General features: G+C 47.8%; 9 protein-coding genes and 1 tRNA gene. 5 read left to right on the forward strand and 5 right to left on the reverse strand.

Annotation, left to right across the window (positions count from 1 at the left end; all coding sequences use genetic code 11):
* The first annotated feature begins 77 nt into the window (after nt 1–77).
* Entirely contained in the window at nt 78–1,232 is a 1,155-nt protein-coding gene (gene lpxB / locus JT719_RS21900; protein WP_207435888.1) for a lipid-A-disaccharide synthase, read from the forward strand.
* 100 nt (nt 1,233–1,332) lie between these two features.
* Here the strand turns inward: lpxB and clpX are convergent, their stop codons facing one another.
* The 4 genes from clpX to JT719_RS21920 all read right to left on the reverse strand — a co-directional run bounded on the left by clpX (nt 1,333) and on the right by JT719_RS21920 (nt 5,472).
* The gene (gene clpX / locus JT719_RS21905) at nt 1,333–2,562 is read right to left on the reverse strand and encodes an ATP-dependent Clp protease ATP-binding subunit ClpX (RefSeq protein WP_207435889.1); all 1,230 of its coding nucleotides are present in this window, start codon (nt 2,560–2,562) and stop codon (nt 1,333–1,335) included.
* A 305-nt stretch (nt 2,563–2,867) separates the two neighbouring features.
* Nucleotides 2,868–3,566 carry a ClpP family protease gene (locus JT719_RS21910; protein ID WP_207435890.1) on the reverse strand — a complete coding sequence of 233 codons (699 nt, stop codon included), beginning with the start codon at nt 3,564–3,566 and terminating at the stop codon, nt 2,868–2,870.
* Nucleotides 3,567–3,976: 410 nt separating this feature from the next.
* Nucleotides 3,977–5,311 (reverse strand): trigger factor, encoded by a 1,335-nt coding sequence (gene tig / locus JT719_RS21915; RefSeq protein ID WP_207435891.1) that lies wholly within the window; start codon nt 5,309–5,311, stop codon nt 3,977–3,979.
* A 79-nt stretch (nt 5,312–5,390) separates the two neighbouring features.
* A tRNA-Leu gene (locus JT719_RS21920) sits at nt 5,391–5,472 on the reverse strand.
* A gap of 148 nt (nt 5,473–5,620) precedes the next feature.
* On the opposite strand from JT719_RS21920, the gene JT719_RS21925 reads away from it, so the two are divergent.
* The gene (locus JT719_RS21925) at nt 5,621–7,825 is read left to right on the forward strand and encodes a RelA/SpoT family protein (protein WP_207435892.1); all 2,205 of its coding nucleotides are present in this window, start codon (nt 5,621–5,623) and stop codon (nt 7,823–7,825) included.
* Between the two features lie 166 nt (nt 7,826–7,991).
* On the opposite strand, the gene JT719_RS21930 is transcribed toward JT719_RS21925, so the two are convergent.
* Nucleotides 7,992–8,840 (reverse strand): outer membrane protein, encoded by an 849-nt coding sequence (locus JT719_RS21930; protein WP_207435893.1) that lies wholly within the window; start codon nt 8,838–8,840, stop codon nt 7,992–7,994.
* A 617-nt stretch (nt 8,841–9,457) separates the two neighbouring features.
* Between JT719_RS21930 and JT719_RS21935 the strand changes: the two genes are divergently transcribed.
* From JT719_RS21935 to JT719_RS21945, 3 genes are read left to right on the forward strand one after another with little or no spacing between them, the layout of a single operon-like run.
* Entirely contained in the window at nt 9,458–9,934 is a 477-nt protein-coding gene (locus JT719_RS21935) for a Fur family transcriptional regulator (protein ID WP_207435894.1), read from the forward strand.
* Nucleotides 9,924–10,271 (forward strand): STAS domain-containing protein, encoded by a 348-nt coding sequence (locus tag JT719_RS21940; RefSeq protein WP_207435895.1) that lies wholly within the window; start codon nt 9,924–9,926, stop codon nt 10,269–10,271. The genes JT719_RS21935 and JT719_RS21940 overlap by 11 nt, the downstream gene beginning before the upstream one ends.
* Nucleotides 10,272–11,540, forward strand: a complete 1,269-nt coding sequence (locus tag JT719_RS21945) for an adenylosuccinate synthase (RefSeq protein WP_207435896.1) — start codon at nt 10,272–10,274, stop codon at nt 11,538–11,540.
* Nucleotides 11,541–12,264: the final 724 nt, after the last annotated feature.

The following is a 12,264-nucleotide window of genomic DNA, read 5'->3' on the forward strand; positions in this document are numbered from 1 at the left end:
GTTTGGCATGTCCTTTGCGCTAAGAGCCAGAATTGATTTTTATTGTTTCAGCCCTGTTACTGTTCAGACCATTTTAGATGAAATATTACATTATTGCCGGAGAACGCTCTGGAGACCTGCACGCCTCTAATCTGATCAAGCAACTGCACCAGCAAGATCCTGAAGCGCACATTCGCTGCTGGGGCGGTGACATGATGGAAGCGGCAGGTGCTGAATTGGTGAAGCATTACCAGGAGATGGCCTTCATGGGCTTTCTAGAAGCAGCCAAGAACCTGTTCAAGATCAAGCGTTTCCTGAAAGAATGCCAGCAGGATCTCTTGAGCTATAAACCAGATGTGGTGATTCTGGTGGATTACGCCGGGTTTAATATGCGCATTGCTCACTTCGCCAAAGAGCATGGTCTGAAAGTTTTCTATTACATCTCTCCTAAGATCTGGGCCTGGAACCAGGGCCGGGTGCACAAGATCAAACAGCTGGTAGACAAAATGTTTGTCATCATGCCTTTTGAGAAAGATTTCTACCAGAAGTTTGATTACAAAACCGATTACGTGGGCAATCCGGTGTCTGACGCCGTGGCAGCACACCAGGTGAACGCTAATTTCCGGAAAGACAACGACCTGGATGACCGGCCCATTATTGCCGTATTACCGGGCAGCCGGCAGCAGGAAATAGAGAACATTCTCTACATCATGCTTAGTATTCTGCCTCCTTTTCAGGATTACCAGTTTGTGGTGGCGGCCGTGAGCAATTTCTCCCGTGAGTACTACGAGCATTTCAACCGCAAGCCGTTCATCAAGATCGTTTATGATCAGACCTATGATATCCTGGCGCACGCCCAGGCGGCATTGGTGACTTCCGGCACTGCTACTTTGGAAACAGCCATGTTCAACGTGCCGCAGGTGGTTTGCTACCGGACCAGCGCCGTCTCTTACTGGATTGGCCGCGCAGTGATTAAAGTTCCGTTTATCTCCCTGGTGAACCTTATTGCCGGGCGTAAGGTAGTCCCTGAACTGATCCAGGGCGATATGAACGCGCAGAACTTGGTACGTGAGCTGAAAAACATCTTGAACAACCCAGAAGGCAGGGCCGCTCAGTTAGACGGTTACGAGCGCGTGCGCAGCCTGATTGGGGACTTCAATACCTCTGAGACTGCCGCCAAACTGATGGTGCAGTACCTGCGGGAAGACAAAGCGGCACAAGGAGTGGGCAAATCTTTGAAAGGAGCTTTTTAGGGCTGTTTTCCCAAAAACTCGTCTAAAACACAAGATACATAAAGCAGAAGGCCTCCCTTACTCTGAGTAGGGGAGGCCTTCTGCTTTTATGTGCTTGCCGTTAGGCTACTTTCAGTTTCTTGAAGGAAGATTTCTCAAATTTCTCCCGGGCGTAGTCAAGGGTAATTACCAGATCACTGGTGCCTTCCTGCTCGTCTGACGGAAGGTCAAACATGGCATCGGTCATGATGCCTTCGCAGATAGAACGCAAACCGCGGGCACCTAATTTATATTCAGAGGCTTTCTCTACAATGTACTCCAGAGTCTCGTCTGGGAACTCCAGGTTGATGTTCTCCATCTCAAACAGCCGCTTGTACTGTTTCACCAGGGAGTTTTTAGGCTCGGTGAGGATGAGGCGCAGGGTTTCTTTATCCAGCGGGTTCAGGTGCGTTACTACCGGCAGGCGGCCGATTAGCTCAGGAATCAATCCGAAAGATTTCAGGTCCTGGGAAGTGATGTAGCGCAGGAAGTTCTCAGTATCCAGGTTTTCTTCCAGGTTTGTAGAAGAGAACCCGATGGGTTTGGTATTGAGGCGGCTCTTGATGATTCTGTCAATACCTACAAAGGCGCCACCGCAGATGAAAAGAATATTCTCAGTGTTCACGGAGATCATTTTCTGCTCTGGGTGCTTGCGTCCGCCTTGTGGTGGAACGTTCACAGAAGTGCCTTCCAGCAGTTTCAATAACGCCTGCTGTACGCCTTCGCCGCTCACGTCACGTGTAATAGAGGGGTTATCGCTCTTGCGGGCAATCTTGTCAATCTCGTCAATATACACGATACCACGCTCAGCGGCTTCCACGTTGTAGTCGGCGGCTTGCAGAAGGCGGGTCAGGATGCTTTCCACGTCTTCGCCCACGTAACCGGCTTCGGTCAGTACGGTAGCATCGGCAATACAAAACGGAACCTGCAGAATGCCGGCGAGCATACGAGCCAGGAAGGTTTTACCGGTTCCGGTCTCGCCCACCATAATGATGTTGGATTTCTCAATCACCACATCATCGGTTTTAGGTTTCTGCATAAGGCGCTTGTAGTGGTTATACACCGCTACAGACATCACTTTCTTCGCTTCGTCCTGGCCCACTACGAACTGATCAAGATACGTCTTCATTTCACGAGGCTTGATCAGGTTGAACTTGGGCGCGCGATTGGTAGCACGTAGCCTATTCTCCTCATTCAAAATCTGCTGGGCTTGTCCAATGCAACGCTCACAGATATGCGCATTGATGCCTGAGATCATCACAGACACCTCTTTCTTATTTTTTCCGCAAAAGGAGCACGTAATTTCTGCCATAAAACCGGGAGTGGGATGTACTTTCTGGCCCCTGATGCGGGGCCGCTACGACAAAGGTACAAAATTGGTTAAGCATAACGCCAAAATATTTATCTACACTTCATCCACATACTGCCTCAAACTGGTTGTCTACTAGTAATTTATAAAATATAGCATATGTTGTATCTGATTGAGGAAGAATATGCTGTATGATCATTTGAGGGCAGGGGAGGCCTCTATTTTTCTAACGGCTACCTCAAAAAAAATTATACAAACAAAAAGGCCCGCTGTGTAGCGGGCCTTTTCTATCAGAGAATCTGAGGTTATTACGCTTTATGACGGGTTAATACCTCATCAATCAGGCCATATTCTTTGGCTTCCTGCGCAATCATCCAGTAGTCACGATCGCTGTCTTTGTCTACTTGCTCAATTGGCTTACCGCTGTGGGTGGAGATGATCTCATACAGCTCTTTTTTCAGCTTCAGGATCTCACGCGCGGTGATCTCAATGTCAGAAGCCTGGCCTTGGGTACCACCCATTGGCTGGTGAATCATTACGCGGGCGTGTGGTAGGGCAGAGCGCTTGTCTTTGGCACCACCGCACAGCAACACAGCTCCCATAGAAGCGGCCAGACCAGTACAGATAGTAGCCACGTCTGGTTGCACGTACTGCATGGTGTCATAGATTCCTAAACCGGCGTACACAGAACCTCCTGGGCTGTTGATGTACAACAGGATATCCTTTTTGGAATCGGCGCTCTCCAGGAACAGCAGCTGGGCTGTGATGATGTTGGCGATATAGTCATCTACCTGCGTTCCCAGGAAAATGATGCGGTCTACCATCAGGCGGGAGAACACGTCAATCTCACGGAAATTGGTTGGACGTTCCTCAATTACGGAACGGGTCATGCTGGTAGGCTGCAGACGCGCAGTGCTTTCAATGTGGGTTAGGTATTGGTCAACGCCCAGGCCACTCATGCCTAAGCCTTTCACGGCAAATTTTCTGAATTCTTCTTTATTATACATAAGGGTTCTGTTTATAGCCTTAACTTAAAAAGAAACGAGTAGGTTACAAGGTTAACAAAACAGGAAACCGGAGTTTTTCTGTTCTGGGGTTGTTTTCCCAAAATCAGGCCAAAAACGGTTTTTAGTTTTTTCCTGTCATAATGGCCGATAACGGTGCACGAGGCGTTCTCTCTACTTCTCAGAAATCTTGCCCGGGGAGGGCCAATGTGAGCCGTCTATGTAGTAGTATCAGGTAGCAAGTATCTGGTATCAAGACGGATGATCTTCCAGGAAGAATCATCGCCCATTCAATCTTCAACTCCTTACCAAGCCGTCTTGTGACCAGACACGTGCTACCTGATACTGCCTGTAAACGAAAAAGTCCTTAACGTAGGGTAAGGACTTTTTCGTTACGTAAAGTATGATACCGATTATGCTCCTACTAGGTTGCGGAATTCTTCGGCGGTTACTTCTTTTTCAGTGATGGTGATCTTGTCTTTCAGGAACTCCAGCACACGCTCAGCTACCAACGCCTCGTACTCGTTCACGAAGTTACGGCCGTTGTTTTGCTTTAAGTGGTTGTCCAGGAAGTTGTTGAAAGTCTCTTCCATTTCTTCCGGTACCTCTGGCATGTTGAACTGAGCCATCATTTTCTGACGGGCACTGTTCACTACATCTTCGTTCTTGATTTTGATGTCGTTCTCTTCCACCACTTTGTTGCGGATCATAGACCACTTCAGTTCTTTCACATACTGGTCATAGAACTCATCAATCTGCTCTGGCGTGATTTTACCTTCGTTGGTAACGGCTAACCAGCGCTTGAAGAATTCATTAGGGATTTCAATAGAGGCGGTGTCTACCAGTTGGTCAATGATGGCACGGTCCAGTTGGTTCTCGGCCTCACGCTCATAGTTCTCTGTGATCACCTCACGAACTTTAGCGTCAAATTCTTCCTGGGTAGTAACGTTGCCCTGTCCGAAGATTTTGTCAAAGAACTCCTGGTTCAGCTCGGCTTTCTCAGTACGGTTGATTTTCTCTACCGTGAATTCAAAAGTACCGTTCAGGCCAGCAGTTACGTCTTTGCTCAGACCGGTTACGTGTGCCAGGGCAGCGTTGTCATCACCAAACGCTTCGCGCAGGTCAAAGGTGATGGTATCGCCAGGTTTCACGCCTACAAACTTCTCAACGCCCGCTACCACTTTGTTCAAAGGGATAAGGGTTTTGGTGTTGAAGTCACCGCCTTCAGTTTGCTTCAGCTCGCCGTACAGATAATCAGTGGCTTCAGAAACCTCTGGGTTGGTGGTTTGGCCAAACTGGTTCTGCATCTGCTCGTAGGCTTCGTCAAGAGTGGTTTGGTCAACTTCAATTTTGTATCGGTCAACAGAGATCTGGTCTAAAGGAAGCTCAAACTCTGGCAACAGACCTACTGAGTAGCTGAATTCAAACTCTTTCTGAGTATCCCAGTCAATAGCGTTCTCATCCTGACGGTCCGGAAGCGGCTCGCCTAAGATGCGCAGTTTGTTGTCTTTGATGTAGTTGTTTACAGACTCTTGCAGAATCTGGTTGATGGAGTCTACCAGAATGCCTTTGCCGTACATTTTGCGGATCAAACCAGCCGGAACCTTTCCGGGGCGGAAACCTTTAATGTTGGCTTTCTTGCTGTATTCTTTGATTTGCTCGTCTACGCGGGCAGCATAGTCAGCCTCTTGCAGGCTCACTTTCAGGCTGGCATTCTGGCCATCGGTTTGATTCAGGGTGATATTCAAGGCTATCAGTTATTAAGTTATGCAACGGTTATTAACTGAAAAACCCTCAACCCCGGTTGGGATTGAGGGTTTTTCTTTGTGCGGATGGAGGGACTCGAACCCCCATGCCTCGCAGCGCTAGATCCTAAGTCTAGTGCGTCTACCAATTTCGCCACATCCGCGTTGCTGTGTTTCGTAATGGTGCTGCAAATGTAGCAAAGTCTTTTTTGATAATGCAACTCTCTTTCGTTTTTTTTGTTGAAATTTATAAAAAACATTTCGGAATCGCTTTTGCCTAGGTTTAAAGCAGATTTTGATGTACCTACCCGTATGATTGATCACGAAGCAGAACGGAAAGAAATCCTGCGTCATTATAGAAAGTTGTTGCGTCATGCCAAACCTTTTCTCAAGGACAATGACGCTAAGATTATCAAGAAGGCCTTTAATACCTCTTTGGAGGCCCATAAAGACATGCGCCGGAAATCTGGCGAGCCTTACATTTTACACCCCTTGGCGGTAGCCCAGATTGCGGTGGAGGAAATCGGTTTGGGTACCACTTCTATTGTTGCGGCCCTGCTGCACGATGTAGTGGAAGACACTGACCTGGAGATTGCCGACATTGAGCGGGACTTCGGGCCCCGGGTTGCCAAGATCATTGAAGGCCTTACCAAGATATCCGGGGTATTTGAGTACGGAACCTCGCAGCAAGCCGAGAACTTCCGGAAGATGTTGCTCACGCTCTCAGATGATGTGCGGGTAATCCTCATCAAACTGGCCGATCGTCTGCACAACATGCGTACGCTGGGCAGCATGGCCCGTGACAAGCAGTTGAAGATAGCCTCAGAGACCATGTACCTGTACGCCCCGCTGGCGCACCGGCTGGGTTTGTACGCCATCAAGTCTGAGCTGGAAGACCTGCACCTGAAGTACACCGATACGGAGACCTATAAATTCATCTCCAACAAGATCAGGCAGACCAAGGCGGCCCGTAACAAGTTCATCGCTGATTTTATTGGCCCTATCAAGGAAGAACTGCACCGGCAAGGCTTCAAAGATTTTGAGGTGAAGGGTAGACCCAAATCTATCTACTCCATCCTCAAAAAGATGAAGAAGCAGAACGTCACCTTTGAGGAGATCTATGACCTGTTCGCTATCAGGATTATCCTCAACGTGCCGTATGAGCAGGAGAAACCAGCCTGTTGGCGGGTGTATTCCATTGTCACGGACTTCTACCAGCCTAACCCAGACCGCCTGCGGGACTGGATTAGTACACCCAAGGCCAATGGCTATGAGGCGCTGCATACCACCGTGATGAGCAAGGCCGGCCAATGGGTGGAAGTGCAGATCAGGACCAAGCGCATGGATGACATTGCCGAGCGCGGTTATGCTGCCCACTGGAAATACAAAACCGGCAGCACCGGTCCGTCTGAGTCTGGTCTGGATAACTGGATCAACAAGGTGCGCGATATGCTGGATGTGAACAACACCAACGCCATTGAGTTCCTGGATGAGTTCCGTACCAACCTGTTTGTGGAAGAGGTCTATGTCTTTACGCCCAAAGGTGAATTGATCATTTTGCCAGACAGAGCTACGGCCCTGGACTTCGCGTTCGAGATACACACCCACATTGGCTACCAAAGCTTAGGAGCCAAGGTGAACCAGAAATTGGTTCCGCTCAGTTACCGCTTGCACAACGGTGACCAGGTGGAAATTCTCACTTCCCAAAAGCAGAAGCCAACCGGCGAGTGGCTCAAGTTTGTGACCACGTCTAAAGCCAGATCCAAGATCAAGGAGTTTTTGCGGGAAGAGCGGAAAGGCAAAGCCGAGGAAGGAAAGCTGCAGGTAGAAGAGCGTCTCCGCCAGTTGGGTATTGAGCCTTCGCCGGCAAACCTGAACCGGTTGGCTGCTTACTTCAATACGCCGTCGCAGCAGGATCTATATTACCGGGTGGCCGTAAACCTGATTGACCTGAAAGAGATCAAAGACTACATCTTCAATCCGCAGAGCGAAAAGTACAGGCCAGCGTCTTTGCTGGAGGGCTCTACTTTTGACAAGGAGGTAGAAAAAATCCGGGGAGTCAATTCCCAGTTGTTGGTAATGGGCGGTAGTACAGACAAGATTGACTATGAACTGGCCAACTGCTGTAATCCCATTCCTGGCGATGATGTATTCGGGTTCCAGACCGTGGATCATGGAATCACCATTCACCGGACTACCTGCCCTAAAGCCGTTGAGTTGATGTCTAACTACGGGCATCGGATTGTAAAAGCCAAATGGACCGGGCAGCAGGAGCTTTCCTTCTTGGCTGGGGTTACCATCAAAGGTACTGATAGGGTAGGCTTGGTGAATGACGTAACCAAAGTGATTTCCAATTCCCTTAAGGTTAACATGCGGTCCATCACCGTTGATTCACACGATGGCGTGTTTGAGGGCCGCCTCATGGTGTTCGTGAACGATACAGCCCAATTAGAGAAACTGATTCAGAAACTGTTGAAGGTGAATGGCGTGTTGAGCGTTGATCGGTTTGATTCTTAAACCTCTCTGCTACTTATTTAAAATCAGAAAGCCCGGTTTTTAGCCGGGCTTTCTGATTTTATTCTTAATGGATGAGTGATCAAATTACAGCTTCTCCTGTTTTAAGCCTCTTTTTCTGAAAGTAGCTCTGAATCAATTTGGCAGAAGAAGCGATGGATTTTGCAGCTTAGAATTTATAGTTAAGACCCAGGGTGATGTGAGCCATCGGGCCGGTTTCCAGTTCCAGGTGGGCACCTACGCTTTCAGTGAAGAAGTAGCGGGCACCAACCAAAGCACCTACTTTTACCTCGCCTTCGCTTTCGTCATAATCATCGTAGAAGGAATCCTCACCGTAGCTGAACTTAGCTCTGGCGTAGCCCAGGGTTACACCAGCGTAGGTATCCAATTTATCGTTTTGGGCCAGGTTGTAGTGATAGGCTCCTTTGGCAGCAATGTACATAGCCGAGATTTTGTAATCATCGTCCCACTTTAGGTGTGAGTAAGAGAACACACCACCTACGCCAATTGTACCAGGACCTGCGGCCACATTCAAGCCTCTTTCATAGGAAAGGGTCAATGGTTTCAGCACCTTGGCGCCGCGGGTTGAATAATCCAGGTTGTCTACAATCCCAAAACCCAAGCTAATTACATTGGTGCCGCCTTCAAACGCAGCGGATGTTTGTCTTCTAGGGGCTTTTGCTGCTCTTTCTGGCGCTGCGGTTGGCTCAGAAACTGGTGCTGCGGCTTGAACCGGCGCTGCCGCAATAGTAGCCTGCGGAGTGGCTTTTTTCTGTGTGGAGGCGGTACCCGCTGGTTTGGCAGTGGTTCTAACCGGGGTTTTCGCTTTCGCCTGAGTTGAAGTAGCAGGCTTGGCCTTGGCTACGCTGGCAGTTGTTGTAGAAGTTGTTTTCGACTTTGTTGTTGTAGCCGTAGGGGTTTTTGCTTTGGTTTGCGCAGATACTGCCAAAGATGACATGGCAACCATAGTGGTTAAAGTAAGCACGCGCATGCCCTTGATAAGGGTTGACTTTTTCATAATTGTAATCGCTCTTAAGGGGTTGTTTTTGATTAAGGTGGAATAGCATACCCACCCGGAGCATCTCAGTCGTTTAGTAGACTTGCTCCCTGGCAGGCAGAATTCGCGAATGTTTGAAAGGCCTTTCTGAACTATTCTTTTATCTGCATTCCTGTTCATTAGACAGGTTTCCTCATACCTACCCCTACGGACTGGTGTTTTTTTTATAAAAAATTGCAGGTACTTGCTTGTAAGCATCTGTTATCAATGTATTTCTGCCTTAGAACCCCAAGTTGAGTGTACTACCAGGCATAGACTGGCTTTGCGTTTTTAAGGTGTTTTGGGCAAAACAGGAGTTAATTAGAGGGAAGATAAAATGCCCTGATGGGCGCGCAAGTTTTCCAAGCTACCTTTAACCCATGGCTCCTTATGGATTGGCCTTGTGTTTCCTGGAGTTTGATTAGATACTTATATAATTGAAGATTAGAATCAATGTTGAATTCAAGGATACAGTCACTTACAGTTTGTTCTCCAGAGGAAGACTTTTGATGGTAAATGAATTAGTGAACTCTTATCCATTTGTTAAGAGTTTTAGCATTACAGTTTAAAACTGTTAAGTTTGCAGCAGAAGAAGGCGTATGGCACTAGATGAAGTAAGATTTCAGGAGGTGAAAAAGATTTTCACTGCCTATTTAGAAAGTAAGGGGCTCCGGAAAACCCCGGAACGCTATGCTATCTTAGAAGAGATATACTCCCGCAACGGTCACTTTGATGTGGAGTCGCTGTACATCAGCATGAAAAACAAAAACTATCAGGTGAGCCGGGCTACTGTATACAACACCCTTGATTTGCTGGTAGAGAATGATCTTGTCAGCAAGCACCAGTTTGGCCGCAACCTGGCCCAATATGAGAAATCATACGGGCGCCGCCAGCATGACCACGTCATCTGTACGGAGTGTCATAAAGTGGTGGAGTTTTGTGATCCCAGAGTACACAATATCCAGACCATGGTAGGAGAGTTGCTGAATTTTAATATTCTGCACCACTCCCTAAATTTGTACGGCATCTGTGGAGATTGCCAGGCTAAATTAAACGCACCCATCCATGAAAATTGATCATACCACGGAGAACAACGTTCTCATCATCCGGTTGGAAGGTGACATGATTGGAGGGCCCGAGACCCAACGCCTCATGGATTTGGCAAATACCACCATAGATGATTCTCTGCTTCTCTCGGCCGTGGACCTGTCAAATGTCAGGTTCATCAACAGTACCGGTATAGGGGTTTTGGTTTCGTTGTTGACCAAATTCAGGAACAGAGGTGGGGAGTTGATCCTCATAAATCCGTCTGAACACATTCGTAAATTATTAATCATTACAAAACTGAACGCCATATTCACCATAGCGGAGAATGATACCAGCGCTGTTCAGCTTCTTAAAGAATCTCTTTAAATGCCAGTTGACATTTTAGTAGGCCTCCAGTGGGGCGATGAAGGAAAGGGTAAGATCGTAGACGTACTTGCTCCTAAGTATGATGTTGTAGCCCGTTTCCAAGGCGGCCCCAATGCCGGACACACCCTTGAGTTTGAAGGAACCAAACACGTTCTCCACCAAATCCCTTCCGGAATTTTCCATCCGCACATCACCAATATAATAGGGAACGGAGTGGTTCTGGACCCAATCGTGTTCCGTACCGAGGTAGAGAAACTGGCCGCAAGAGGCATTGATGTGACTCAGAACCTGTTTGTCTCAAAGAAAGCCCAGTTGATTCTGCCTTCCCACAAAAGCCTGGACAGAATCTCCGAGGAAGCTCTGGGAACCTCTAAAATCGGGTCAACACAAAAAGGGATAGGACCGGCCTACCAGGATAAGATTGGCCGTAGTGGTTTAAGGGTAGGGGATATCCTGTTGCCAGATTTTCAGGAACGTTACCAAAACACGGTAGCCAAGCACCAGAAAATAGCCTCTTTTTACCAAAAGTCTCTGGAAATAGAAGAGCTGGAGGAGCAATTCTTCAGTGCCGTTGAATTCCTGCGGACTTTCTCTCTGGTAGATTCTGAGTATCTGATTAACCAGGCTATCAAAGACGGCAAGAAAATCCTGGCCGAAGGTGCCCAAGGTTCTTTATTGGACATCGATTTCGGTACGTATCCTTTTGTGACCTCTTCTAACACCTTGGTGGCAGGTGCCTGTACCGGTTTAGGTATAGCGCCCAGGCACATTGGCGAGGTATACGGTATTTTCAAGGCTTACTGCACCCGCGTTGGTAGCGGCCCATTCCCAACAGAGTTGCATGATGAGGTAGGGGAGAGAATACGCAAAGCAGGAAACGAGTTTGGTTCAACTACTGGCCGTCCTCGCCGTTGCGGCTGGATCGATTTACCTTCGTTGAAATATGCCATCATGTTGAACGGGGTTACCCAATTGAACATGATGAAAGCCGATGTGCTGGATGATTTCGAAGAAATTCAGGTTTGTACGCACTACCAATTAGCCGATGGTACCCTTACTGACCAGCTTCCGCATGATCTTGACAAAGTTGAGATTACTCCTGTCTACAAAAGCTTAAAAGGCTGGGGCGAAGAACTAAGAAAGTACGAGAACTACCAAGACCTTCCAACTGCGGTTTTAGATTACGTTGCTTATTTGGAACAAGAGCTCGGAGTTCAAGTGAACATTATAAGTGTGGGACCAGATAGGAAAAGCACTTTGACCAAATAACTCGCTAGATAGAAAAAAGCTGATTATAGAAAGGAGCCTGTTCTAAACAAGGCTCCTTTTTTGTTTAGAGTAAGTTACGGCTTCTAGAGTCTAGATATAGATTCTAAAGTATGAGATATAAAGGGTTCATAAACAATAATAACTTGTATTGTAACATTGGCTATGAAAGATACAAACAGGTTATCTTAACCTGAAATAATCTCAATCCACCTGGAACTTCTGCATTCCATTATTGGTTCTCATCAAGGCTCCAGTCGGGAGCAACGACTAAGCGAGAAAAACCAACGCCGATCCGGAACTTCTGAGTACCTAATAGTGGTTCTCGTCTAGGCTCCGGTTGGGAGTCCACTCCATGAAGTAGTAGTTGAGAAAAACTCTAAGCCAGTGGAACTGAAAGGCACCTTTCCTTGGTTCTTGCTTAGGCTCCGATCGGGAGCTCTTCCAACAGCAAAGCGGACAAAAAATCTTTACAAGCCGGGAACCAATTGCCACCTCATCTTGGTTCTCCCTTAGGCTCCGCAAAGGAAAATGGGAAGCTCATAAAAAACTTTCCCTTCCCCGCTTGCAAAAAGCAAACTTCTGCTTACCTTTGCAGCCCCTTCGGGACCGGAGGGACCTTGAGGCCGACCGGGCCAAGAGGGAAGGAGAAAAAAAGATTGCCGAAGCGCTTGCAAAGAGGGAAGTTCTGCTTACCTTTGCAGCCCCTTCCGGAAGGAAGGTCCCC

It is taken from the genome of Sabulibacter ruber (assembly GCF_017355955.1).
GTDB classification, from domain to species: domain Bacteria; phylum Bacteroidota; class Bacteroidia; order Cytophagales; family Hymenobacteraceae; genus Nibribacter; species Nibribacter ruber_A.

Coding starts and splice junctions, on each gene's coding strand:
- clpX (WP_207435889.1), bottom strand. CDS start 2,562: ATGGCAGAAATTACGTGCTCCTTTTGCGGAAAAAATAAGAAAGAGGTG.
- JT719_RS21935 (WP_207435894.1), top strand. CDS start 9,458: ATGGCACTAGATGAAGTAAGATTTCAGGAGGTGAAAAAGATTTTCACT.
- lpxB (WP_207435888.1), top strand. CDS start 78: ATGAAATATTACATTATTGCCGGAGAACGCTCTGGAGACCTGCACGCC.
- JT719_RS21940 (WP_207435895.1), top strand. CDS start 9,924: ATGAAAATTGATCATACCACGGAGAACAACGTTCTCATCATCCGGTTG.
- JT719_RS21910 (WP_207435890.1), bottom strand. CDS start 3,566: ATGTATAATAAAGAAGAATTCAGAAAATTTGCCGTGAAAGGCTTAGGC.
- JT719_RS21930 (WP_207435893.1), bottom strand. CDS start 8,840: ATGAAAAAGTCAACCCTTATCAAGGGCATGCGCGTGCTTACTTTAACC.
- JT719_RS21945 (WP_207435896.1), top strand. CDS start 10,272: ATGCCAGTTGACATTTTAGTAGGCCTCCAGTGGGGCGATGAAGGAAAG.
- JT719_RS21925 (WP_207435892.1), top strand. CDS start 5,621: ATGATTGATCACGAAGCAGAACGGAAAGAAATCCTGCGTCATTATAGA.